Source organism: Bradyrhizobium ivorense, from assembly GCF_900696085.1.
Classification (GTDB): domain Bacteria; phylum Pseudomonadota; class Alphaproteobacteria; order Rhizobiales; family Xanthobacteraceae; genus Bradyrhizobium; species Bradyrhizobium ivorense.
Window position 1 is genome coordinate 17,687 of sequence record NZ_CAADFC020000018.1, and the last position, 23,660, is coordinate 41,346.

Here is a 23,660-nt window from a genome sequence, read left to right on the forward strand (position 1 = left end):
TCTCCACGGTGGGATTCGCAGTGCGGAGACACCCCCACCCCGCCCTCTCCCGCAAGCGGGAGAGGGAGCCCACCGCCAATGCCAACATCACTCGAATCCCCCATATGCGATTGCCCTGCCTGTCAACGCGTTGAGGCTGCATGCCAGCCAAAGAAAAACCCCGCCTTCAGGAGGCGAAGGCGGGGAAGGTTCATTGGGTTGAAATCCACGCGCCTGGAAATCGAGAGCACGGGAAGTAGCGGCGATGATTCTAGCCGGGCTGGTTGCGCGGGCAACGGGATTAAAGCGGCGACGCGACCGGGACTTTTTCCCGGTCAGGCAAGCAAAAATCCCGCCTTCACGTCTGTCTCACTGCACCACGTCGAGCCTGACATTCGCGACGCCCTTGCCGATCATGCCGAGCGACTGCGCAGCCGTATAGGAGACATCGACGATGCGCCCGGGCACATAGGGCCCGCGGTCGTTGACCCGCACCGTCACCGAGCGGCCGCTCTTGACGTCGGTGACGCGCAGCCTGGTGCCGAACGGCAATGTCGGATGCGCCGCGGTCAGGTCGCGGCCGTCAAATTTCTCACCGCTCGCGGTCTGCTGCGCCTCGCTGTAGAAGCTCGCGACTCCCTGCGACGCGGTCCTGGTCGCGCCGGGCTTCTTGCGCGAGGCATAAGGCGTATGCCGGCGCATGGCCGCGACGCGGGTGCGGGCCGGAGCTGCCGTGGTTCGAACCGGCTCGCTCGACGCAGGCCGGCTTGCGAGCGCCTGCGAGCGCTCGCTGACGACGGAGGATTGCACGCAGGCCGCAAGCGAGGCGGCGCCGATCACGGCGGCGAACAGATGCAGCGCGCGTCGCGCAGGAGCCAATGAGACCGGGCGCACGGCGATAGGTGCGCCGCGGTTGACGTCGACGTACGAACTGACTGCACCGTCGCCTGACATGTTGCACCCCCAACTCGCGCTCCCCAGCCCAAGCCGAAAATCCAACGTCGCCCAATGGCCGAATCCAATCGGGGCGGAACGGAGGCGGAATGCGGCAAGGTGTGGCCTGCGCGGCACGATTTCCGCGCGGGTGTGGTGGATGGGCCACACAACTCGGAGCATCGCTGATGCTGACGGCGCCGGCCGATCCGTGCACCGCTCGTCCACGGGATGTTCCCGAAACACCCCAACCTCTCCACCCTCTCGCCTTGCTTTGGTCAAACCGGACTGGAGTCGTGGCGCAGGGCTAGGGTTTTGAGACGGAGCGTAAATTCGCCAGCCGCCATTTGCGGTTTGACCTTGGGCTGAAACGGGGACCGCCAATGCAATCGACACTTAAAGACGCTGATCCGCACGATATTTTCGCGATTGAATCTGACCTCAGACCGGCACGCGCAGAGCATGCCGCCGCCCCGACGCTGGCACCGGCAGGTGCTGTCACGGCGGCGCATCGCGAGCCGTATTTCGGGCCGAGCCCGACACCCATGCCTGCGTCACCGCTGACATCAGCGCCACCGTCTGCGCCGGTACCTCCGGCCGCAGCAGCGCCCTCGGTGCCGCCGGTCAGCGCTGCGCCATCGGTCGCGGCAGCGCCAGCGTTCGCGACCGCGCCAGCGTTCGCTGCAGCGCCAGCGTTCGCGACTGCGCCGGCGTTCGCGGCGGCGCCACCGGTCTCGCCGTATCACCCGGCCGCGACCAGCGACATCAGGCTCGATGACATCAAGCTCGGCCGCCCGCCGGTTGCCGGCAACAGATGGGCGATCCGTGCCTTCTGGTTCATGTTCGCGATCGTCAGCGCCATGGGTGCTGCGGCGTGGCAGCACTATGGCGACCGCGCCAGGCAGCTGACCGCGGAGTGGATGCCGCAGGTCGCGCAGCTGACGTCGCTGATTCCCGGCATGACGACGCCGGCTCCGGCCGATCAGCCGAACGCGCCCGCCGCGCAAGCGGCGGCGGATCAACCGGCAACGACAGACACGGCAGCGGCGGCTCCGCCGCAAAGCGTTGCCGCAGCCCCAGCCGCACCCGCCTCCTCCGCTGCCCCTGCGGCACCGGCACCGGCGCCGGCAGCGCTTGCGGCGGCACCGGCCACGACAGCCGGCGCGCCGGATCAAACCCAGTTGCTGCAGTCGATGGCGCGCGATCTCGCCGCGATGGGACAGCAGGTCGAGCAGCTCAAGGCGAGCATCGATCAGCTCAAGGCCGGCCAGGATCAATTGGCCCAGCGCGTCGCGAAGGCAACCGAGACCAGGGCCGCCGAGCCGCGTCCGGTGGCGCCACGTCCGCGCGCCGCAACGCCGCCGCCGGCGGCCGTGCCGCATGCAGCCGCCGTTCCGCCGCCGGCCGTCCGCCGGCCGGTCCAGGCCTACATCCCGCCGCCTCCGCCGGCCGCGGCGCAGCCGCCACGCACGTCATCCGCGCTGCCGCCGAGCGCCGCGCCGCTGCCGCTGCAATCGCAGCAGCAGTCCAGCGTTGTTGAGGCGGATGATGAGAACGGCCCCGTGGTCCGGCCGCCAATGCCGGTGCGGTGAGAGCAAAAAACAAGGCGGATTAGCGCTAGCCTAATCCGCCTTTCTTTCGTCGGGCCGCGCCCGCGCGGACCCGGTAATCCGCCCTACGCGCTATGCACGCCTACGCGCTCTGCCCCGGCGGCAGCACCACGACCACGGCGCCCGGCTTGACCCGCTGATAGAGGTCGATGACGTCGGCGTTGGTCATGCGGATGCAGCCCGACGAGATCGCCTGCCCGATATATTCGGGCTGGTTGGTGCCGTGGATGCGGTACAGCGTGTCCTTGTTGCCCTGGTAGAGGTAGATGCCGCGGGCGCCGAGCGGATTGGCCGGTCCGCCGGCGACGCGCGCCGGATACGGCCCGAGCCGCTCCTGGATGTCCTTGGTCGGAACCCAGTCCGGCCACTCGGCCAGGCGGCCGACGGTGGCGACACCGGAGAACGCCATCGCCTCCTCGCCGACCGCGACGCCGTAACGGATCGCCTTGCCGCCCGGCAGCACGTAGTAGAGATAGCGCTTATCGGTATCGACCAGGATGGAACCCGGCTGCTCCCGGCGCGTGTACTCAACAATGTGGCGCTGGAACTGCTCGGGGACTTTGACTTCCGTGTAAGGCGTGTGCGCCAGCAGTTGTTTGTCGCGCAGCGTCATCGCAGCATCGTTCACCGGCGACAGCGTCGCCTGCATGCAGCCGCCAAGCGCGAGCGATCCCACCAGCACCGCCGCAAGCCCCAACTTCGACACGATCGTTCTCCCCTGCGTTAACCCGTCGCAGAAGCTGCCCAAATCGTGCTGAAATCGTGGCAAGGCCGGTTGGAACACGTCTGTTTGATCGGTTCTTTCGGCAAGTGTGTCCTGGCGGTTGCAGTCGGTTCCGGCCGACGCTAGCTTGGCCAAAAATCGGAAGTACTCGGGAGGAATTCGATGCGTTCTGCTCTCTTGGTCGCGGGCCTGATCGTGGCCGCGTCGCCGGCCCATGCCGACCCGCGCTCGGCCTATGTCACGATGGTGCTGCAGGCCTTCGCCGCCAAGGTCGAGTGCCCCGGCACCGATGTGGTCTATCAGGACCTCGTCACCAAGGCGCAGGAGATGCACCTGCCCGACGGCACCACCGAACAGGTGCGCAAGGCGATCGCCTTCATGCACACCGGCGGCAAGATGGGCGAGAAGCAGGCCGACGATCTGATGCTGGAAGTCGCGGTTGCAACCCAGTCCATCGACCTCGACCAGCGCCGCGCCGGCATGACCACCTGGTGCCAGGACCAGAAGACGCGGCTCGCCGGCTACATCAGGACGAAGGAATAACCTTCATTCGAGTTCGGGCGGCGCGAACCAGTTGGTCAGCGACAGACCGCCGTCGATCACGATCGACGCGCCGGTGACGTAGCCGGAGAGCTTGTGCGACAGCACGGCGAGCGCCATCGGCGCGAGATCGTCGGCTTGCCCAAGCCGCCCAAGCGGGATGTGCCGTGCCAGCGCGGGATCGGCGACGAAGCCGCCGGCCGCGATCGCGCCCGGCACCAGCGCGTTGACGCGGATGCCGTAGCGGCCCCAGCTCTTGGCAAGCTCCTTGACCAGCATCGCCATGCCGGCCTTCGCCGTCGAGTAATGCGGCAAATTGCGCGGCGTGCCTGAATGCAGCGAGGTCAGCAGCAGGAACGAGCCCGGCGTCTTCGCTGCGATCAGACTGCGTGCCAACTCGCGCGACAGATGAAAGCCGGCATCGAGATTGACCGCGTGCATCTGCCGCCAGGTGTGGTCGCCCACCGCCATCGCGTGATCGGCCTCGCGCCGCGGCGGCGAGGCCGAGTGGACGAAATGCGTCACCTGCCCGATCGATGATTGCGCATGGGCCAGCAGCGCGTCGCAGCCGTCACGGGATGCGAGATCGCCGACCCAGGGTACCGCGAGCTCGGGGCGCGGCGCGGCCTTGATCGCAGCCGACACCCTGTCCTCGTGCAGGTCGGCAAACACGGTGCGCACGCCCTCGCCGACCAGCGCCTGCGCAATGGCGCGGCCGATGCCGTTGCCGGCGCCGGTGACCAGTGCCGCCTCGCGCGCGGGATCGAAAGCTGAATTGAACAGGTTCATCGTCTCCGACCTCCCACCGCGCAACGCGGCGCTCAGTATGGCGGCGCCTTGCGCGCCCGCTGCGCCTTGGCGGCTTCCATCCACCAGGCAAGATCGTCGGCAAAGCGCGGAAAGGCGCGCTCGAGCGATTTGCCGGCGTCGCCGATCGGCTTGCCGTCCTCCGACAGGGTCTGCCCGATCGGGCCTGCACCGATCGTGCTCGACACCACCACCATGCCCATCTCCGAGAGCGTGCCGTGCCAGGCGGTCGCGGCGCGCGCGCCGGCCAGGCGCCCGGCCGAGTAGCTGGCGATCGCGGCCGGCCGCCAGAACCACTCCTCGAGGAAATGATCGGTGAGGTTCTTGAGCCCGGGCTGGACGCCCCAATTGTATTCGCCGGTGACGAACAGAAAACCGTCGGCGGCGCGGATTTTTCCTGCGAGCGTCTCGAGCGCAGCCGGCGCCTGCCCCTTGGGATATTCCTTGTACATGCGGTCGAGCATCGGCAGGCCGATTGCCTTGGCATCGATCAGCTCGACATCGTCGCCGCGGCCGCGAAAGCCGTCGACGACGAAATGGGCGAGCCGGATCCCCATCCGGTCGGAGCGATAGGAGCCGTAGAGAACGAGAATGCGGTGGGCCATGGGGGCGATCCTATCATCGTGCGGCGATACCGCGCTGCGACGAAGCGCGCGCTCCGCCGCGGTCACAGGCGTTAATCGCCCTTTTCGCAGATTTTCCTGCCATTAAGCAATTCGTCGCAAGCGCGCCGCCGTGGCGCAAAATCGCCCAATTCCTTTTCTGGATACGTAACCGCTTCGAGAAGGAGAACCCGACATGCGGATCGCAAGGCTGGTTTTCGCAAGCTCGCTCGCGGCCATCGCAGCCATTGCCACCCCTGCGCTGGCGAAGAGTTCCGAGCGGCAGAAAGCCGACGACAAATCTACCGTCACATCGACCGGCTGCCAGGCCTATCAGCAGGCTGCCGACGGCAGCTGGACCCAGCTGCCCTGCGGCGAGGCCGGCACCAACGGCGCGACGCAGCATCGCGGCGCCGCCAAGGGTGCCGATGACAACGAGCACTGAGCGGCGCGGCGGCGCCGCCGGGACGCGGCCGCTTCGACTTTGGGTCGATGCCGGCGGCAAAGGCTCGCTCCGCGCGCATCGTAAACCCCTGCTTAATGCGCACCCGGTACGGTTGAGGCTCTCCCCTCTCTCGTCAAGAAATGGCGCGCACATGAAAATCGGTACCCTCCTGACGGCCGCGATCGTCTCCCTCTCCGCGGTCGGCGGCGGACTCGCGGCCTACGTCGCGGTGACCAAGTACCAGACCATGGACAAGATCTCGACCGCGCAGAGCCGGCTCGACATCGTTCGCGCCGTCGGCGACATCCCGCGCTACATGAACTCCGAACGCGGCATGGCCACCAATCTGCTGTTCAGCAGCGGTGCGATCGAGCAGAAGCAGATCGCCGACCTCGACAAGCTTCGTGCGCTGACGGATGGCGCGCTCGCCAGGGTCAACCAGGTTCGCGCCAGCCTGCCGGGATCGCTCGACGACGGCGAGGCGGTGGCCAGCGCGATCGACGCGCTGAAGGCGAAATTCGCCGCGCTCCGCGACGCGATTGCGACGGCGATCGCAGGTCCCGTCGACAGCCGCCGCCCGGCCGCGACCAAGATCGTCGCCGACAACTCGGTGTTCAACGCCGGCGTCACCGCGCTGCTCGACGAGCAGGTGCGCCGGCTCGCCGGCCTCGACGGCAATGCCTACCGCCAGGCCAGCTACGCTAACGTCGCCTGGACGCTGCGCGACATCGGCGGCCACAATGCCAGCCTGCACAAGGCGCTGGTCGGCGCCAAGCGGGTTGCGACCGAGCAGGAGAAGCAGGACCTGTTCCGCAGCACCGGCAAGACCGAGCAGATCCTCTCGACGCTGCAGGAGCTGCGCAACAATCCGGCGACGTCGGCCAACGTCCTCTCCGCCCTCGGCAAGATGCAGGCCGACTATGTCGAGCGCTTCGGCAAGGCGCTGAAGCTCGGCAAGGAAGGCGCCGTGTCGGGCAAATACGACATGGACGTCGAGACCTACTACGCGGAATCGCAAGTCGGCCTCGCCTCGATCATCGGCGTGCGCGACGCCTTCTACGAAAATGCCGAGCAAGGGCTCGCTGCCGCCTACTCGTCGGCGCGCTTCAGCTTCGTGGTGGCATCGATCGGCCTGCTCGCCGTCATTGCCGTGAGCGCCGGCCTGATCGTGCTGGTCCGCCGCCGCATCCTCAACCCGATCGCGGCCCTCACCGGCCGGATGTCGCGCCTTGCCGCCGGCGAGGTCGCCGAGGAGATCCCGGGCGCCGCGCGCCATGACGAGATCGGCGCGATGGCCGCCGCCGTGCAGGTGTTCAAGGACAACAAGATCGAGGCCGACCGCCTCGCCGCCGAGAAGGAGGCCGAGAACGACGTCAAGATGCGCCGCGCCCGCGTGCTCGACAATCTCACCCGCAGCTTCGAGACCAAGGTCACCGAGCTGGTCGGCGGACTGTCGTCGGCTTCCTCGGTGATGGAACAGACCGCGCAATCGATGTCGGCCACCGCGGCCGCCACCAACCGCCAGGCCGCCGTCGTCGCCGCCGCCTCCGATCAGACCTCGACCAATGTGCAGACCGTGGCGAGCGCGACCGAGGAGCTGACCTCCTCGATCTCGGAGATCGCCCGCCAGGTCACAACGTCCACCGAGATCGCCGCGCGCGCGGTCGATCACGCCCGCCGCACCGGCGATACCGCCCGCTCGCTGGCCGAGGGCGCGCAGAAGATCGGCGACGTCGTGACGCTGATCCAGTCGATCGCGGCGCAGACCAATCTGCTCGCGCTCAACGCCACCATCGAGGCGGCGCGCGCCGGCGAGGCCGGCCGCGGCTTTGCCGTGGTCGCCTCCGAGGTGAAGTCGCTCGCCGGCCAGACCGCGAAGGCGACGACGGAGATTGCCGAGCAGATCACCGCGATCCAGACCGCGAGCGACGAGACCGTCAGCGCGATCAAGAACGTCGTCGAAGTCATCACCGAGATCGACCAGATCGGCACCGCAATCGCGGCGGCGATCGAGGAGCAGGGCTCGGCGACCAAGGAGATCTCGCGCAGCGTGCAGGAGGCCGCGCGCGGCACCCAGGAGGTCAATTCCAACATCTCCGGCGTGCAGCACGCCGCCGACGACACCGGCGCCGCGGCAACCCAGGTGCTCGGCGCCGCCGAGCAGCTCTCGACCCAGTCGAAGGACCTCGCCGGCCAGGTCAACCGCTTCCTGTCGGACGTGCGCGCGGCCTAACCGCGCGCCGTCACGGAGCAGTAAGCTCTCTCCCCGTCATTGCGAGCGTAAGCGAAGCAATCCAACGCGCCGCAAGCTCCCTCCCCGTCATTGCGAGCGCAGCGAAGCAATCCATCGCGCCGCAAGCGGAGGAATGGATTGCTTCGCTGCGCTCGCAATGACGGGGTTTGCGGCAACGGCGGTTTGCTACCCGCCCCGCAACCCGAGCACGCGGCGCGCGATCGACTGGCGGTGCACCTCGCTCGGGCCTTCGTACATCCGCATCAGGCGGGCCTTCTGCCACAGCGCGTTGAGCGGTAGTTCCAGGGTCATGCCGAGCGCGCCGAGCGTCTGCATGGCGTGATCGCAGGCCTCATAGGCCATCTCGGTCGCGAACACCTTGATCATCGAGGCCTCGTGGCGGATGTCCTCGCCGCGGTCGGTCTTGTCGGCAGCCTCGCGCACCATCAGCCGGCAGGCATGCATGCGGGTCGCGATGTCGGCGATCCACCACTGGATCGCCTGGCGCTCGGCGAGCTTGACGCCGAAGGTCTCGCGCTGCTTGGCGTGCTCGCACAGCATGTCGAGCGCGCGTTTGGTAATGCCGATGCAAGTCGAGCCCATTTCGAGCCGGCGGGTGCGCAGGCGCAGCTGCATCGGCGCGTAGCCCTTGCCGACCTCGCCGAGCACGGAGTCCTTAGGAATGCGGCAATCCTCGAACACGATCTCATAAGTCGAGCCGCCGCCGAGCATCGGGATCTCGCGCTCGATGATGAAGCCCGGCGTGGCCTGCTCGACGATGAAGGAGGTGATGCCGCCCTGGCGCTGATCGCTGCCGACGCGCGCCATCACGATGATGAAGTCGGCCGCCCGCGCGTTGCTGATCCAGATCTTGCGGCCGTTGAGCACCCACTGTTCGCCCTCGAGCACGGCGCGCGTCTTCATCGCAGCGGGATCGCCGCCGGCGCCGGGCTCGGAGATCGCAATCGCCGACGCCATCCGGCCCTCGATATAGGGCTGCAGATACTTTTTCTTCTGCGCCTCGGTGCCGACCGCCTGCAGCATGCGCAGGTTCGGCGAGTCCGGCGGCAGCACGAACGGCACCGCGCTGCGGCCGAGCTCCTCGTGCACCGCCGCCATCGTGCGCGTCGGCAGATCGTGGCCGCCGAGATCCTCCGGCGCGTCGAGGCCCCACAGGCCGAGCTCCTTGGAGACGTCGCGCAGCCGCTTGCGCTGCTCGGCGCTCAGCTCGGGATGCGCGCTGCCGGGCAGTTTCGATTTCAGATAGTGCGGCTCGAGCGGGATCAGTTCGCGATCGACGAATTTCGCCACCGTCTCGCGGATCATTGCCGTCTGTTCGTCATCGCTCATCTTTCGTCCTCGCCGGTGCTGTTGTTGTTTTCAACAAAGCAGTAGCGCATTTTGCAGCGGCGGGAATAGCGCAAACGCAGTTTCACCTCGCGCGATGCGCCGAGGTTTCATCGCGCGGAATTCGATATCCCGCACCGTGGTCAGCGCCTGCGCAATCGCGCCGAACGCGCGCTGTCTCAATCGGCAAAGCCGACATAGCGAACGAAATCGCTGTTGGCCTCGCGATCCGACTGCACCGCGTTGGCGGCAAAGCTGTCGTCGGGATAGCCCATCGCGACGCAGGTCATGATCACGTGCTCGTCGGGGATGCTCGCCACCTCGCGCACGATGTCGGAGCGCATGATGCTCTGGCCGTTGATCACGCTGCCGAGCCCGCGATCCCAGGCCGCCAGCACGATGCCGTAGCAGAGCGCGCCGAGGTCGAAATGGCAGACCGCGCCGGGATCGAGCACCCGGTCATAGGCCAGCACCAGCGACACCGGCGCGTCGAACTGGCGAAAGCCGCGCAGCACCCAGTCCTGCCGCATCGGCTTGTCGTCGCGGGCAATCCCCATCGCGCCGAACAGTTTCTTGGCGATGTCGACCTGGCGCGTGCGGTGCACGCCCTGGTACTCGCCATGGCTGACGATGTCGCGCTTCGGCTTGGCGCCGGCGATCATCTCCGCCATGTTGCGGCGGCGCACTTCCTCGAGCGGCTCGCCGGTCAGGACGTGGACGTGCCAGGGCTGGGTGTTCATCGAGGACGGCGCCCGCTTGGCGACCTCGATGATCTCCTCGATGACGGCACGCGACACCGGCTGCTTCTTGAACCCGCGCACGCTTCGGCGTGTCTTGACCAGCGTCTCGAAATCCATTGTCGGCTTCCCCCCCAATTTGTTCCGCGCTGCACGCGGAATTTTCCTGATCCTGCTTCCGCATTTTATCGGCAAAATCCGCCAAGGGAACTTGATCGGGCACAGAATCCGATATCCAATCCGCAGCACTGGTTTGCTTTAGGGAGAACCCAGATGAAGCGGATTTTCTTGGCTGTCGTGATCGCGACCTTTGCGGCCGGCTCGGCGTTTGCGCAGGACGCCTCCTGCGAGACCAAGGCCGTCGGCAAGGACGGCAAGCCGCTGGCCGGCGCGGCAAAGACCTCGTTCATGAAGAAGTGCACGACGGATGCCTGCGCGGCCAAGGCGGTCGGCTCGGACGGCAAGAAGCTCGCCGGCGCGGCAAAAACCTCCTTCATGAAGAAGTGCCAGAGCGGCGCCTGAGCGCCCTCGCCGCGGCGTTCTCGCACCGACGATCGTACATTGGGCCGCCCAAGCGCGGCCCAATCGGCGTTGACGGATGGATGAGCGCGGCCGCCGCTCAGAACGAAACGCCGACCCGCACGCCCTTGCTCCAGACCCGCCGGCATCGTTTCCTTGTGTTGCCGTGAAGCATTTCGAAACGTTCGGGCAGTTGCACCGGCTTTGAAAATTCCAGGCAGGCGCCGCCGGCGGAATAGTCCACCAGGCGGCATTCGAGCAGCGGTGCTTTCGGCTCAAGCAGCAGCTTGACCACGCTCGACACGCAACCGGACGGACGCACACGCACAAATCGCCGGGGATGCATCGCCGAGGCCTTGTTGTTGGATCGCAAGCCCTTTGTCCGAACAGGCCGTTAAGAATCCGTTCAGGCCTATGGTTACGAGATCCTGCTACTCCCGCTTGAAGCGGTAGTCGAAGCGGTCGCCGTCCGCCTTGATCAGGCCGACCGTCGGGGCCGGGAAATGGATCGGCAGGATCAGCGTGTCGGTCTCGGCCACCGAGGCAAAGAACTTTCGCCGCGACACCGCCGACTGCTTCGGATCCCAATCCGGCTTGGCCGACCAATCCACCTCGCGGCACTGGATCACGTGATGCATCAGGTCGCCGGCGACCACGGCGCGCTGGCCCTTCGAGACGATATTGACGCAGCAATGGCAGGGCGAATGGCCCGGCGTCGGCGTCAGCGTGACGGTGTCGTCGAGCGCGTAGTCGTCGTCGACCAAAAGCGCCTGCCCGGCCTCGACGATCGGCAGGCAGTTGTCGCGAAACACCGTGCCGGGCGGGTTGGCGCCCCTGGCATGCTCGGCCTCCCAGGCGGCGTATTCGCGCTTGTGGAAGACGTATTTTGCATTCGGGAAGGTCGGCACCCAGCGGCCGTCGCGCAGGGTCGTGTTCCAGCCGGTGTGGTCGATATGCAGATGGGTGCAGAACACGTAGTCGATCTGCTCGAAGGAGACGCCGAGCGGGAACAATTCGTTGCGCCAGCGCTCCTTGCCCGGAAAGTCGAACGGCGGCGGATGGCCCTTGTCCTCGCCGGTGCAGGTATCGACCAAGATGGTGTAGCGCGGCGTGCGCACCACAAAGGTCTGGTAGGTGATCATCATCAAGCCGCTCGTAGCATCGAACACCTCGGGCTCCATGGTCTTGAGATGATGCTTGAACACGGCATCGTCATAGGCCGGGAAGAAATCCTGCGGCCGCCGCCATGGCCCCTCGCGCTCGATCACCGCATCGATCGTGATGTCGCCGATCCTGATCTGCTTCATCGCTTCGCTCCCGCTTTTTTGCAAAGCGTAGCGGCCGGCCCGGCGCCCGACAAGGCGAGCCCCGCGCGGCGTGCCATGCGCCATTGCATTGCTGCTGCGGTGCGCAGCCGCCGCGGTTCATCCGAATGCCGCGCGTGCTATACGCACTGCGGCTGCAACCGGCCGCCCGACCAAGGACATTCACATGACTGACACCAAGCCGCCAAAACTCGCCGAAACCGTCATCGCGCCGACGGTCAAGCTGCGCGAGGTGACGATCGGCCGTTGCTGCGAGATCCTCGGCGACACCGCGATCGAGTACACCGAGCTCGGCGACTTCTCCTATCTCGGTCCCGGCTGCATCGTCGCCGACGCGCAGATCGGCAAGTTTTGCGCGATCGCCGCGCAGGTGCGGATCGGCGCGCCCAACCATCCGCTGGAGCGCCCCTCGCAACACCGCTTCACCTATTGCCCGGAATACTACACGGCGTCCGCCGAGCGCGATCATGACTTCTTCCGGGATCGGCGCGCCGATCGCGTCGTGATCGGCAACGACGTCTGGATCGGCCACGGCGTCATCGTGCTGCCCGGCGTCAGCGTCGGCGACGGCGCCGTGCTGGCGGCGGGCGCGGTGGTTTCGCGCGACGTCGCGCCCTACACCATCGTCGGCGGCGTGCCGGCGCGGCCGATCAAGGAGCGCTTCAACCGCACCATCGCGGCCCAGCTTGCGCAGATCGCGTGGTGGGACTGGCCGGCGGAAACCATCTGGGAGCGGCTGCCGGAATTTCAGTCCGGCGACGTCGAAGCCTTTTGCGCGCGCTGGAGTGCGTGAACGCGGCTCGCTTGGGTTGCGCGGATAGACTCTCTCGGATTACGCTTCGCTCCATCCGGGCTACGCAGGACCTTGTAGCCCGGATGGAGCGAAGCGTAATCCGGGGTAAGCCTCTCCGCATGGTGCACTATCGACGCAATTTCATGCCGGGCGGCACATTCTTCTTCACGGTCACGCTGGAGGATCGAAGATCGTCGCTCCTGGTCGAGCACGTCGGATTGTTGCGCGCCGCATTTCGTGCGGCGCGTGCCAAGAAGCCGTTTACCCTAGACGCCATCGTAATCTTGCCGGAGCACCTGCACGCGGTGATGACGCTTCCACCCGAAGACGCCGACTTCTCGGATCGATGGCGGCAAATCAAGAGCCATTTTACGCGGGCGGTCGTTGCTGCCGGCGTGCCAGTCTCAGCCAACCATCGCGGCGAATATGGGCTCTGGCAGAGGCGGTTTTGGGAGCACACCGTCCGTAACGAACGCGACTTTGAGCGTTGCGTCGACTACACCCACTACAATCCGGCCAAACACCGCCTCGTTTCGTCGCCGGCCGACTGGAAGCACTCGTCGCTCCACCGATACATTCGCCAGGGAATCCTGCCGTCGGATTGGGGCGGCAGCGGTGCCGCCGACAATGGCGATTTTGGCGAGCGGAAAGACTGATCCCGGATTTCGCTTCGCTGCATCCGGGCTACGAAGGCGGAGCAGTCCTAGCTCCGCAACCCCGGCGCTTCTTGCCCGGTGCGGGCGACGTATTCGGTGTAGCCGCCGCCGTACTGGTGGATGCCGTCGGGGGTCAGCTCCAGCACGCGGTTGGAGAGCGCGGCGAGAAAGTGCCGGTCGTGCGAGACGAACAGCATGGTGCCCTCGAACTCGGCCAGCGCGTTGATCAGCATCTCCTTGGTGGCGAGATCGAGGTGGTTGGTCGGCTCGTCCAGCACCAGAAAGTTCGGCGGATCGAACAGCATCTTGGCCATCACGAGGCGCGCCTTCTCGCCGCCTGACAGCACCCGGCACCGCTTCTCGACATCGTCGCCGGAGAAGCCGAAGCAGCCGGCGAGCGCGCGCAAGCTACCCTGGCCGGCCTGCGGAAACGCATCCTCCAGCGACTGGAACACGGTGCGCTCGCCGTCGAGCAGGTCCATCGCGTGCTGGGCGAAATAGCCCATCTTGACGCTGCCGCCGATCGCGACCGACCCGTCATCCGGTTCGGCGGAGCCGGCGACCAGTTTCAGCAGCGTCGACTTGCCGGCACCGTTGACGCCCATCACGCACCAGCGCTCCTTGCGGCGGATCATGAAGTCGAGCCCGTCATAGATCCGCTTGCTGCCGTAGGCCTTGTGCACGTTCTTCAGGCTGGCGACGTCTTCGCCGGAGCGCGGCGCCGGCTGGAATTCGAACGCCACCGTCTGCCGCCGCCGCGGCGGCTCGACCCGCTCGATCTTGTCGAGCTTCTTCACCCGGCTCTGCACCTGCGCCGCGTGCGAGGCGCGCGCCTTGAAGCGCTCGATGAACTTGATCTCCTTGGCGAGCATCGCCTGCTGCCGCTCGAACTGCGCCTGCTGCTGCTTGTCGGACAGCGCGCGCTGCTGCTCGTAGAACTCGTAGTCGCCGGAATAGGTGGTGAGCTGGCCGGCGTCGATCTCGACCACCTTGTTGATGATGCGATTGATGAACTCGCGGTCGTGCGAGGTCATCAGCAGCGCGCCCTCATAGCCCTTCAAGAACTGCTCGAGCCAGATCAGGCTTTCGAGATCGAGATGGTTGCTCGGCTCGTCCAGCAGCATCACGTCCGGCCGCATCAGAAGAATACGCGCCAGCGCCACGCGCATCTTCCAGCCGCCGGAGAGCTTGCCGACGTCGCCGTCCATCATCTCCTGGCTGAAGCCGAGACCCGACAGCGCCTCGCGCGCGCGGCCGTCGAGCGCATAACCGTCGAGTTCCTCGAAGCGGTGCTGCACCTCGCCATAGCGCGCGATGATGTCGTCCATCTCGTCGGCCTTGTCGGGGTCGGCCATCGCGGCCTCGAGCTCGCGGAGCTCGGCCGCGACCTCGCTGACCGGCCCTGCCCCGTCCATCACCTCGGCAACCGCGCTGCGGCCACTCATATCGCCGACATCCTGGCTGAAATAGCCGATCGAGATGCCGCGATCGACCGAGACCTGGCCCTCGTCGGGGATTTCCTGGCCGGAGATCATCCGGAACAGCGTGGTCTTGCCGGCGCCGTTGGGGCCGACAAGGCCGATCTTCTCGCCCTTCTGGAGCGCCGCGGAGGCTTCGATGAAGAGGATCTGGTGGCCGACTTGCTTGGAGACGTTATCGAGGCGGATCATGCGAATGGTTGAGCAAAACAGGGATTTGCGGGCCTCTTAGTCGATCCGGGGCGCGGGTGGAAGGGTGTTCCCTGCGTTTGGCGCCATGCCCGCATGCAGGCGCCTTATTGCCAACCGAATGTGACGGGGAATACTCCGCAAATCGATCGCAAATCGATCTCCTGGGGCAATCCATGCAAACCTGGCTTCTCTATCTGCTCGCGCTCGGCGCCGGCATCAGCGTTGCCGTTCAGCAGGTCCTGAACGGCAATCTGCGCTCCGCCCTGAACTCGCCGGCCTGGGCCGGCTTCGTCAGCTATCTCGGCGGGCTCGCGACGATGGCCGTCGTGCTGGTGGCAACGCGCGAGCCGGTGCCGTCGTGGAAGCTGGTGACGGCTGTGCCGTGGTGGGCCTGGAGCGGCGGCATTCTGGGTGGCGTCTTCATCCTGCTGATGATCCTGCTGCTGCCCTCGCTCGGTGCCGCAACCCTGCTGGCGCTGGTGGTCGGCGGCCAGATGCTGGCCGGGATCGCCATGGATCATTTCGGCGTCTTCGGATTGCCGGCGCATCCTGTATCAGTTTCACGACTGGCCGGCATCGCGCTGGTGATCGGCGGCGTTCTCCTGATCAAGGACTGAGGCCGGCCCGACCGCAATCAGACGGTCCGCATCAACCTGAGCGTTGCGCCGAGGCGGAGGCTGCGCTTGCCGGCCAGCGCGATGCCCTCGAGTTCCGCGCGGTCGCCCGCGCAGGCGCCGCTGAAGCCGATGCCGACCTCGTGGCCGCCGAACACCGGGTTCTCGCCCTTGGCCGGCGTGTGCTCCTGATTGAGGATCTCGCCCTTCCAGCGGCCGTCGGCGGACGAATACGAGCCGAGATAGTAGAAGAACGCGTCGCCGCCGAGGATGCGGCCGTCCAGCAGCAGCATGACGCCGGAGAGGCCGGCATCGACACCGTCGAGCACGCGGAGGTGGATCGAATAGAGGCCGTTGACGATGCCGCCAGGACCTACCGTGCCGCGCGGCGGCAGGGCCTCGTCGTCGAGCGGCGCCAGATTGGCCCAGAACACGCCGCCCGGCATCGCATCCGACGCGCCCTCGAACAGGATGGTCGAGCCCTCGGTCCGGCCGCGCACCTTGATGACGGCGACGTCGGCGCCCATCAGCGGCTTGTAATGGGGATCGTCATTGTGGCGCTCGGTGATCACCTCGGCGGTAAGTTGGCCGCCGCCGGTTTCCTGATAGGTGCCGAGATGGGCGAAGGCCGAATTGCCACCCAGCAACCTGCCGTCATGCATGCACATGATGCTGCGGCCGAACGCCCCGTTGATGCCGTACTCGACCTTGTAAAGTCCGTTCAGCAACGCATGAAATCCAAAAATAAAATGTGTCCCCGAGCGACATAGCATCGGCGCCATGCCTCGGCCATTAGGTCTTTTGGCGCAGTCATCTCCGCAATCTCCGGGAGTGGACACCGGCCGATTCGTCGCTTAGCTGTAGGCCCCGCCCGCACCTCGTGCTGCGTCATGCGGGACCGACCATCCTGTGCAATTTGCGTCAAATGCCCGCGCGTCCGCTAACGCCACGGCGATGCGCGTCCGGCTCTCATGACAGGCTTCGAGGAGCACCACATGACCACTCGTTTTCGCCTGGCAGTTGCCGCGACCCTGCTGCTCGGCGGCAGCGGCGCCGCACTGGCGCAGGCCTTGCCCGATTACATGGCGCCGATCTCAGGCAAGACCTCATCGACGCCGGCCGACGTCGCCACCAAGGACGTGCTCGCGCTCAACACTGGCATGTTCGAGCTGTATGGCGACGCGGCCAGGATTTTCCAGAAGAACATCCTCGACAAGCATCCGGTGATCCTCGGCCTGTTCTCCGGCGCCGGCGGCCGCCTGATCCTGTACCGGCCGGGCAAGCCGCCGACCGAGGCGCCGCAGGTGCCGGTCGTCTATCAGCTGCTCAAGTCGGTCGGCCACAGCACGATGGCGCTGGCCGAGGTGGTCGGCCCTTACGTCGACAATGCCGACGACAAGGCGTGGCGCGGCTCGATGGCGGCCTATCGCAGCCGGATGCAGTCGGCGCTCGACGGGCTCGACAAGACGCCGATGCAGGCCGACTGGCGCGACAACAACCGCGCCATCCTGCAGAACAACCTCGCCTTCATGGATGAATGCCTGTCCGCCGGCGCGATCCCGTTCGCCAAGCTGCAGGCATTCGGCAAGAAGCAGGCGCCGCTGCTCGCCAAGAACGTCGCCTGGGCGGCGCAAACCCAGGTCGCGCACTGGATGACCGTGATGGCCGACTGGAAGGGCCAGCTCGGCGCCGACTGGGACAAGACCTACGGCGCGAGCAACACCATCTATGTGGCGCGGCAGAACAACGTGATCTTCAGCGTGCTGGCGCAGTTCTTCGGGCCCGACGCCATGAACGACCGCCTGATGCTGATCGAGACCATCAACTTCACCACGACGCCGCAGGACATGCTGGAGTCGCTGACCCGGATCATCGCCGACCGCTCGGTCGGCGCGCTGTTCTTCGGCAGCTACCATCTGATGGATTACGAACTGATGGGCGGCGACGCGCGCGAGGCGATCATCGCCGAGACCAAGAAGCGCGGCATGGCCACCTTCCTGCCGCCGATGGTGCCGTTCGGCTCCAAGCAGTGGCCGGCGTTGATCACGCCCGGTCCCGGGCCGGCGACGATCGCCGATCTGCAGTGAGGCGGCGGATTCCGCCTATCGTAGCGTTGCGAATCATGGCGGCTTGACCGCTACGTTGCGGCGCGTGTCGCGCCTCCCGGTAAACCGGGGCGCGACATGCGACTGAGAGCGTTGATGAGGGATCTGGGCATGCGGCCTTCGCGACGCGAATTCGTGAAGTGGTTGTCGGCGGGCGGCATCTCGGTCAGCCTGTCGCAGCTCGCCATTGCCAAGGAGTTGGCCAAGGCGCCGGCGTTCGCGACCCGGGAGACGCTGCCCGGGCGCGGCCAGTTCAATCCGGCCGCGGCCGGCGCCGGCCGCGTCGACGGCGTAGCAAAAGTCACCGGCGCAAAGCTCTACGCCTCCGACTTCCGCGCCGCCGACATGCCGGGCTGGCCGGCGACCACCTCGCACGCCATCCTGGTGCGCGCCAACGACGCGACGCATGTCTATGCCGGCATGGACCTCGCCCGGCTCGACGGCGCGGCGAAGCCGTCGGTGGTCGTGACCGCCGATGATCTCGACCGGATCGGCACGCGGGTGCCGGAGTTCTACACCGGCGACCTGTTCTGCCCGATCGGCAAGACCCCGATCTATCTCGGCCAGCCGGTCGCGCTCTTGATCTTCGAGACCTTCGACGCCTTTGACCGGGCGCGCTTCGCGCTGCGCGACGGCACCTTCGTCAAGATCGGCGACGAGACCGGCCCGGTCACCCTGCCGAATTACGGGGCCTACCGCTTCACCCGCGTCGCCGGCGCCACCCCCGACGCACCCGATGTCTATTCCCCTGTCATGGCCGGCTGGGTGTCGCCGAGCCGGATCCAGAACGCGCCGCTGCCGGTCTGGCTGCCGCTCGCCAAGGACACCAAGCCCGACTACGCCAAGGCGGCCACCTATGGCGAACAGATCCGGGCTCAGCTCAGCAAAGACGATCCGTCGCAGCTGGTGCTCGACCGCGAGTTCGAGACCCAATCGGTCGATCCGATGTTCCTCGAGCCGGAAAGCGGGCTCGCCTGGTACGACGGCAAAAGCGGCAATCTCGAGCTGGTGCTCGGCGTGCAGTCGCCCTATGAGGCGATCGAGTCGATCGCGCATCTGCTCGGCAAGGCGCGCGCGCCGTTCAGGCCCACGCACATCAACGCGCAGTTCGCCCATGTCGGCGGCGGCTTTGGCGGCCGCGACCATACCCCGTTCATCCTCTATGTCGCGCTGAGCGCGATGTTCTTGCCGGGGAAGCCGGTGCGGCTGGCGCACGACCGCTACCAGCAGTTCCAGGCCGGCATCAAGCGCCACCCGTTCAAGATGCGCTCGCGGATCGGGATCGATCGCAAGAGCGGCAAGATCACCGCGTTTGCCGCCGACCATGTGCTCGACGGAGGCGGGCTCGCCAATTTCTCCGCCAATGTCGCGACCGTCGGCGCCACCGCCGCGATCGGCATCTACGACGTCCCGAAGGTCGACGTCACCACGGTTGCCTTGCATTCGCGCGGCGTCACCGCCGGCTCGATGCGCGGCTACGGCACGCTGCAGACCATGACCGCGCTCGAAGTGCTGATCGACGAAGCATGCGATGAGCTCAAGGCCGATCCGATCGCGTTCCGCCGCAACAACGCGCTGAAGCAGAACGGCCGGACCATGACCGGCAATCCCTACATCGTGTCGGTGCGCACGCCGGAAATCCTCGACAAGCTCGAGCAGCACCCGATCTGGCAGCAGCGGGCCAAATTCAAGCAGAGCGCATCCGCCGAGCGGCTGATCGGCACCGGGGTCGCCTGCGTCACCAAGGATTACGGCGCGGGCGCGGATTGCTCGCTCGGCCGGGTCGAGCTCGGTCCCGAGGGACGGATCGCGATCTATTGCGATCACGTCGAGATGGGCAACGGCATCGGCACCGCGCTCGCCAACCGCGTCGCCGGCCATCTCGGCGCCATCGCCGACGAGGTCGCGGTCTCCCGCGTCGACAGCTACGACGCGCTTGGGCTGGTCAGCTCGGGCGATCCCTACACGATGGACCAGAAGACCCAGGATCTCGCCGAGAAGAATCCGCGCTGGGTGCCCGCGATCAGTTCGCCGACCAGCGCCTCGATCGGCGCCCATGTCGGCACCCATTCGTCGGCCGAGGCGGCCCGCATCATCTACCGCTTCGGCCTGTGGCCCGCGGCGCTCGAACTGTGGCGCATGCCAAAGACTGATCCTCGTGCCAAGCAATGGGACAAGGCGCGCTGGAAGGACGGCCAGCTCACACTCGACGATCTCGCCCCGCTGCCGCTGGCAAAACTCGCCGCGACCGCGCATGCCCGCAACCTCGTCACCGGCGCGATCGCGCATAGTTTTTCACGCTGGGCCTGGTCGCGGGCGCGCTTCCCGCTGTTCGGCGAGCAGTACCGCGCCGAGATCGACGCGCTGGCGATCCGTCGCGGCCGCAGCGCGTTCGAACGGATCGACCGGGTCAGCGTCAAGTTTCCGCCGACCGACAACAACCGGATCGGCACCGCCTATACCTCGATGTGCGGCACGCTGGTCCGCGTCGAAATCGAGCGCGCCAGCGGAACGTTGCGCATCGCAAAGGCCTACAGCGTGTTCGAATGCGGCCAGGCGCTGGTGCCCGAGGTGGTGCTGGGCCAGTCGCATGGCGGCTTTGCCATGGGCGTCGGTTACGCGCTGCTGGAAACGCTGCCGCCGTACGAGGGCGGCCCCGGCAACGGGCAATGGAATCTCGGCCAGTATCTGGTCGCGCGCGGCTCCGACCTGCCGCTGCGCGATCTCGAGATCGAGATGCTGCCGCCGCTGACGCCGGACGAGCCGCCCAAGGGCATGGCCGAGGTGGTGATGATCCCGATCGTGCCGGCGCTGCTCAACGCCATCTATGACGCTACCGGCCACCGATTCCGCTCGCTGCCGGTGACCTCAAGCCTGCTCAAGGGAGCGCTGACGTGACGACGCTCAGCCTGACCATCAACGGCCGCAAGCACGGGCCGTTCGAGGTCCGCGACGACCTCACCATGAACGATTTCCTGCGCGAGATGCTCGGCATGACCGGCACCAAGTTCGGCTGCGGCGCCGCGCAGTGCCTGAGCTGCGCCATCATCGTCGATAACCCCGACGGCACCAGCTACACCAGCCCGACCTGCATCGTCTCCGCCGTGACCTTTCACGACAAGACGATCCGCACCGTCGAGGGACACGCCAAGGACGGCGAGCTCTCCACCTTGCAAAAAGCCTTCATCGCCCACTTCGCCTTCCAGTGCGGCTACTGCACGGCGGGGTTTCTCAACGAGGGGCAGGTGCTGCTCGAACGTCTGGCGCGCACGCCGGTGCCGCGCGACGAGCTCGAGCAGACCATCGCCGATGCGCTCGACGGCCATCTCTGCCGCTGCACCGGCTACATCAAGTACCACGAAGCGGTGCGCGACGTGATCCTCGCCGACGCCCAGCGCTATTTGATCGCCAACAAATGAGCGTGCGATGACGGAGACCAGGTTTCGGATCATCGCGGCGGCGACGGCGCTCATGACCAGCCTGTGCGCGGGCTACGCGGCGTCGCAGGCCGCAAGCCACGCCCTCGCCTCGCCGGACAGCTTTGCGTCGATCGAGAACGTCGAGAAGCGATCGGCGGCGATCTTCACCGAGCTCGGCAGGGTGCTGACGCATCCGCGCTGCACCAACTGCCATCCCGCCGGCGACAGCCCGCGGCAGGGCGATGTCAGCCGCATCCACCAGCCGCCGGTGACGCGCGGCGCCGATGGTCACGGCATCGAGGCGATGCGCTGCGCGACCTGCCACCAACACGGCAATTTCGAACCCGGCCGCGTCCCCGGCCATCCGGAATGGCATCTGGCGCCGCGCGAGATGGCGTGGGGCGGCAAGTCGATCGGCGAGATCTGCGAGCAGATCAAGGACCCGGCGCGCAATGGCGGCCGCAAGGTCGAGTCTCTGATCGAGCATATCGGCAAGGACACGCTGGTGGGCTGGGCCTGGCATCCCGGCTTCGGCCGCGCCCCCGCGCCCGGCACTCAGGACCAAGCCGGCGCGCTGGTCGAGGCCTGGGTCAAGACCGGCGCGGCCTGCCCTGCACCGTAAGCGCGGCCGCTCAGGTTTTGCACATTTCGGAATATTGGAAGAATACCCCTGAGTTGCCCGACGTGTCAAGCGGCTTGGTTGGCGCGCCGCGCCGGCTACTTTGCATGGGGTTGTTTTTCGGCATTTTGGTAGCGCCCCCTGCGACGGCCTGCAAGCGGCCCTAATGCCGCTTGAAATACTGCACGTCGCGCTCGTGCTTCTCGGCCGCCGCGCGCGATTTGAAGGTTCCGAGATTGCGGCGCTTGCCGGTCTTCGGATTGACCTTGCGGGAATACAGCCGATACTCGCCGGAACGCAGCTTGCGGATCATGACATCGCCTCGCCAGTGCCTTTCGCGAGGTCAACGGCGTGCCGCGGCGAGCGTTCCTCTCGGCTAGGCGCGACGCGCCGGCGGATAATATTGCGGCGCCTCGCGGCGATCGTACATTCCGTAGTCGCGCATGACCTCGAAAACGCGAAAATATTCGGTCGTCGGATCGGCGAACAGCTTGGCACCGAAGTCCAGACCGGATTGAACATCCGGCACGTCGACGAGATGCGCGAAACGGCCGTCGCGATACATGCTCGCGAAGGAATCGCGACGCCATTGCGTGCCGACCGGCAGATCGGGATTCGTCGACTCCGATGCAACGACGTATGTAGCCGGACGCCTCGTGGGGTCGTTGTAGGGTGTGCGCCGTTCGGGTTGCCAGATCGGGCCGCCCGGCCTTGCTTCATGGATCACCTGGGCGATCCGGATGCGATAGTCGGAGAAGACTTTCTCGCGACCGATCGTCTGCACCGCATGATGGCCCTCATCGACGCGCCACGCGGTCATGGATCCCTCGTCCTGCCAGATTTGATAGGACAGCAGCAGGTTCTTGCGGGTCAGGCTCCGGAAGCGCTCGATGAAGAGGCAGCCGCCCATGGCGTCCAGCGCCGGCTTCAGCGAGGCCGCAAGGCTCATGTAGCGGTCGATGTGGCCGTCCTTTATCTCGACTTCGAAGAACTGGGAGATCATCAAGGTTGCCCCGATGTTGCGACCGTCGCTTGCGCTTGGCGTGAAAGGTCGAAGCTAGAACCGGAGTGTCGCGAAAGAAAGGGCCAGTTTCTTCCAGTTCAGGGAGCCATGCTCGCCGGCAGTTCCGGAACTCTAGAAGCAGAGATTGGTCACCGGGTTGCCGCGCTTGTCCTTGATGACATAGGGACAGCGGGCGCGCTCCAGCGCCTTCTTGGCGTCCTCGTCGCCGAGCGCCGCGGCGCGCTCGTAGTAGGCCTTGGCGGCATCGCTGTCCTTCGGCCCGCCGCGGCCGGCCTGCGCGAAGGCGCCCATCCGCTCCAGCGCGGCGGGATGGTTTTGCGCCGCGGCCTTTTCGAACAGCGCCCGTGCGGCGACATCGTCCTGCGCACCGCCCTTGCCTTCCGCCAACATCATGCCGAGCTGATATTGCGCCTCGGCGTTGGTCTCCGCGGCCTTGGCGAGCAGGTCGCGCGAGCGCGCCGGATCGGCCGCTGTGCTGCCGCCGAGCGCCGCCAGATTGCTGACGCCGCGCGGATTGCCGGCCTGCGCCGCGCGCTCCAGCAGTTTTCGCGCCTGCGCCTCGTCCTTCGCCACGCCGCTGCCGGTGCCGTAGAGCACGCCGAGCTCGACCATCGCCGAAGTTGAGCCCTTGTCGGCCGCCTTGCGCCAGGCGGCGACCGCCTCCGCGGTCTGCTTGTTCGCGGCATAGGCGCGGCCGAGCTGGTACATCGCACGGCGCGACGATTTTGCGGCGACCGCGCAGTATTTGATCGCGGTCGCGATATCCGACGCCGCGATCTCGGCGACGCCCTTCACGTCGGCCGGCCGGTCGGGATCGGAGGGATCGGCCGCAACGCGATCGCACAAGACGAGGTCGGCCGATTGCGCGTGCGCAAGCGCCGGCGCGGCCAGTGCCGCGGCAACGATGATGACATGAAGGGGTCTGAACATGGGCGGCAGGTTGCGTCGTGCTGCGGGCA

Annotated in this window: 25 protein-coding genes; 12 read left to right on the plus strand and 13 right to left on the minus strand. The window is 66.7% G+C overall.

The window, feature by feature from the left end; translation table 11 throughout:
• Positions 1–348: 348 nt before the first annotated feature.
• Positions 349–933, minus strand: coding sequence for a septal ring lytic transglycosylase RlpA family protein (locus CI41S_RS25855; protein ID WP_139484042.1), 585 nt, complete (start codon positions 931–933; stop codon positions 349–351).
• A 524-nt stretch (positions 934–1,457) separates the two neighbouring features.
• On the opposite strand from CI41S_RS25855, the gene CI41S_RS43685 reads away from it, so the two are divergent.
• On the plus strand, positions 1,458–2,504 hold the full coding sequence (locus tag CI41S_RS43685) for a hypothetical protein (protein ID WP_172628201.1): 1,047 nt from the start codon (positions 1,458–1,460) through the stop codon (positions 2,502–2,504).
• Between the two features lie 100 nt (positions 2,505–2,604).
• Here CI41S_RS43685 and CI41S_RS25865 read toward each other — a convergent pair whose 3' ends face one another.
• Positions 2,605–3,171 carry a L,D-transpeptidase gene (locus tag CI41S_RS25865; protein ID WP_172628202.1) on the minus strand — a complete coding sequence of 189 codons (567 nt, stop codon included), beginning with the start codon at positions 3,169–3,171 and terminating at the stop codon, positions 2,605–2,607.
• Between the two features lie 237 nt (positions 3,172–3,408).
• Here CI41S_RS25865 and CI41S_RS25870 point away from each other — a divergent pair, with 237 nt between their 5' ends.
• Positions 3,409–3,789 carry a hypothetical protein gene (locus tag CI41S_RS25870; RefSeq protein ID WP_139484045.1) on the plus strand — a complete coding sequence of 127 codons (381 nt, stop codon included), beginning with the start codon at positions 3,409–3,411 and terminating at the stop codon, positions 3,787–3,789.
• A gap of 3 nt (positions 3,790–3,792) precedes the next feature.
• On the opposite strand, the gene CI41S_RS25875 is transcribed toward CI41S_RS25870, so the two are convergent.
• On the minus strand, positions 3,793–4,575 hold the full coding sequence (locus tag CI41S_RS25875) for an SDR family NAD(P)-dependent oxidoreductase (protein ID WP_139862197.1): 783 nt from the start codon (positions 4,573–4,575) through the stop codon (positions 3,793–3,795).
• Positions 4,576–4,607: 32 nt separating this feature from the next.
• Positions 4,608–5,198, minus strand: coding sequence for an NADPH-dependent FMN reductase (locus tag CI41S_RS25880; RefSeq protein WP_139484047.1), 591 nt, complete (start codon positions 5,196–5,198; stop codon positions 4,608–4,610).
• A 193-nt stretch (positions 5,199–5,391) separates the two neighbouring features.
• On the opposite strand from CI41S_RS25880, the gene CI41S_RS25885 reads away from it, so the two are divergent.
• Both CI41S_RS25885 and CI41S_RS25890 read left to right on the plus strand, forming a co-directional pair.
• Entirely contained in the window at positions 5,392–5,640 is a 249-nt protein-coding gene (locus tag CI41S_RS25885; protein WP_139862198.1) for a hypothetical protein, read from the plus strand.
• Between the two features lie 151 nt (positions 5,641–5,791).
• Positions 5,792–7,873, plus strand: coding sequence for a methyl-accepting chemotaxis protein (locus CI41S_RS25890; protein ID WP_139862199.1), 2,082 nt, complete (start codon positions 5,792–5,794; stop codon positions 7,871–7,873).
• 186 nt (positions 7,874–8,059) lie between these two features.
• On the opposite strand, the gene CI41S_RS25895 is transcribed toward CI41S_RS25890, so the two are convergent.
• Together CI41S_RS25895 and CI41S_RS25900 are read right to left on the minus strand one after the other, a co-directional pair.
• On the minus strand, positions 8,060–9,223 hold the full coding sequence (locus CI41S_RS25895; RefSeq protein WP_139862200.1) for an acyl-CoA dehydrogenase family protein: 1,164 nt from the start codon (positions 9,221–9,223) through the stop codon (positions 8,060–8,062).
• A gap of 176 nt (positions 9,224–9,399) precedes the next feature.
• Positions 9,400–10,077: a nitroreductase gene (locus CI41S_RS25900; RefSeq protein WP_139862201.1), complete on the minus strand. Its 678-nt coding sequence runs from the start codon at positions 10,075–10,077 to the stop codon at positions 9,400–9,402.
• 153 nt (positions 10,078–10,230) lie between these two features.
• Between CI41S_RS25900 and CI41S_RS25905 the strand changes: the two genes are divergently transcribed.
• Positions 10,231–10,479 carry a hypothetical protein gene (locus CI41S_RS25905; protein ID WP_139862202.1) on the plus strand — a complete coding sequence of 83 codons (249 nt, stop codon included), beginning with the start codon at positions 10,231–10,233 and terminating at the stop codon, positions 10,477–10,479.
• 97 nt (positions 10,480–10,576) lie between these two features.
• On the opposite strand, the gene CI41S_RS25910 is transcribed toward CI41S_RS25905, so the two are convergent.
• Together CI41S_RS25910 and CI41S_RS25915 are read right to left on the minus strand one after the other, a co-directional pair.
• Positions 10,577–10,822 carry a PilZ domain-containing protein gene (locus CI41S_RS25910; RefSeq protein ID WP_172628203.1) on the minus strand — a complete coding sequence of 82 codons (246 nt, stop codon included), beginning with the start codon at positions 10,820–10,822 and terminating at the stop codon, positions 10,577–10,579.
• A gap of 85 nt (positions 10,823–10,907) precedes the next feature.
• Positions 10,908–11,783, minus strand: a complete 876-nt coding sequence (locus CI41S_RS25915; RefSeq protein ID WP_139862204.1) for an MBL fold metallo-hydrolase — start codon at positions 11,781–11,783, stop codon at positions 10,908–10,910.
• Positions 11,784–11,967: 184 nt separating this feature from the next.
• On the opposite strand from CI41S_RS25915, the gene CI41S_RS25920 reads away from it, so the two are divergent.
• Both CI41S_RS25920 and CI41S_RS25925 read left to right on the plus strand, forming a co-directional pair.
• Positions 11,968–12,594, plus strand: a complete 627-nt coding sequence (locus tag CI41S_RS25920) for a DapH/DapD/GlmU-related protein (RefSeq protein WP_139862205.1) — start codon at positions 11,968–11,970, stop codon at positions 12,592–12,594.
• A 119-nt stretch (positions 12,595–12,713) separates the two neighbouring features.
• Complete coding sequence (locus CI41S_RS25925) at positions 12,714–13,250, plus strand: REP-associated tyrosine transposase (RefSeq protein WP_139862249.1); 537 nt, start codon at positions 12,714–12,716, stop codon at positions 13,248–13,250.
• Between the two features lie 47 nt (positions 13,251–13,297).
• On the opposite strand, the gene CI41S_RS25930 is transcribed toward CI41S_RS25925, so the two are convergent.
• Positions 13,298–14,920 carry an ABC-F family ATP-binding cassette domain-containing protein gene (locus tag CI41S_RS25930; RefSeq protein WP_139862206.1) on the minus strand — a complete coding sequence of 541 codons (1,623 nt, stop codon included), beginning with the start codon at positions 14,918–14,920 and terminating at the stop codon, positions 13,298–13,300.
• A gap of 173 nt (positions 14,921–15,093) precedes the next feature.
• Between CI41S_RS25930 and CI41S_RS25935 the strand changes: the two genes are divergently transcribed.
• Positions 15,094–15,537: a DMT family transporter gene (locus CI41S_RS25935; RefSeq protein WP_139484058.1), complete on the plus strand. Its 444-nt coding sequence runs from the start codon at positions 15,094–15,096 to the stop codon at positions 15,535–15,537.
• A gap of 17 nt (positions 15,538–15,554) precedes the next feature.
• Here the strand turns inward: CI41S_RS25935 and CI41S_RS25940 are convergent, their stop codons facing one another.
• A complete protein-coding gene (locus CI41S_RS25940) occupies positions 15,555–16,262 on the minus strand; it encodes a hypothetical protein (RefSeq protein ID WP_139484059.1) in 708 nt (235 codons plus the stop codon).
• 267 nt (positions 16,263–16,529) lie between these two features.
• Between CI41S_RS25940 and CI41S_RS25945 the strand changes: the two genes are divergently transcribed.
• From CI41S_RS25945 to CI41S_RS25960, 4 genes are all read left to right on the plus strand, one after another.
• Entirely contained in the window at positions 16,530–17,621 is a 1,092-nt protein-coding gene (locus CI41S_RS25945; RefSeq protein WP_139862207.1) for a hypothetical protein, read from the plus strand.
• Between the two features lie 129 nt (positions 17,622–17,750).
• The gene (locus tag CI41S_RS25950; protein WP_139862208.1) at positions 17,751–20,537 is read left to right on the plus strand and encodes a xanthine dehydrogenase family protein molybdopterin-binding subunit; all 2,787 of its coding nucleotides are present in this window, start codon (positions 17,751–17,753) and stop codon (positions 20,535–20,537) included.
• The gene (locus CI41S_RS25955; protein WP_139484062.1) at positions 20,534–21,058 is read left to right on the plus strand and encodes a (2Fe-2S)-binding protein; all 525 of its coding nucleotides are present in this window, start codon (positions 20,534–20,536) and stop codon (positions 21,056–21,058) included. The genes CI41S_RS25950 and CI41S_RS25955 overlap by 4 nt, the downstream gene beginning before the upstream one ends.
• 7 nt (positions 21,059–21,065) lie before the next feature.
• Positions 21,066–21,680 carry an Isoquinoline 1-oxidoreductase subunit gene (locus CI41S_RS25960; RefSeq protein WP_139484063.1) on the plus strand — a complete coding sequence of 205 codons (615 nt, stop codon included), beginning with the start codon at positions 21,066–21,068 and terminating at the stop codon, positions 21,678–21,680.
• 160 nt (positions 21,681–21,840) lie between these two features.
• On the opposite strand, the gene CI41S_RS25965 is transcribed toward CI41S_RS25960, so the two are convergent.
• The 3 genes from CI41S_RS25965 to CI41S_RS25975 all read right to left on the minus strand — a co-directional run bounded on the left by CI41S_RS25965 (position 21,841) and on the right by CI41S_RS25975 (position 23,631).
• Positions 21,841–21,990 (minus strand): hypothetical protein, encoded by a 150-nt coding sequence (locus tag CI41S_RS25965; RefSeq protein ID WP_016843021.1) that lies wholly within the window; start codon positions 21,988–21,990, stop codon positions 21,841–21,843.
• A 63-nt stretch (positions 21,991–22,053) separates the two neighbouring features.
• On the minus strand, positions 22,054–22,680 hold the full coding sequence (locus CI41S_RS25970) for an antibiotic biosynthesis monooxygenase family protein (protein ID WP_139862209.1): 627 nt from the start codon (positions 22,678–22,680) through the stop codon (positions 22,054–22,056).
• A gap of 132 nt (positions 22,681–22,812) precedes the next feature.
• Positions 22,813–23,631: a tetratricopeptide repeat protein gene (locus tag CI41S_RS25975; protein ID WP_139862210.1), complete on the minus strand. Its 819-nt coding sequence runs from the start codon at positions 23,629–23,631 to the stop codon at positions 22,813–22,815.
• Positions 23,632–23,660: the final 29 nt, after the last annotated feature.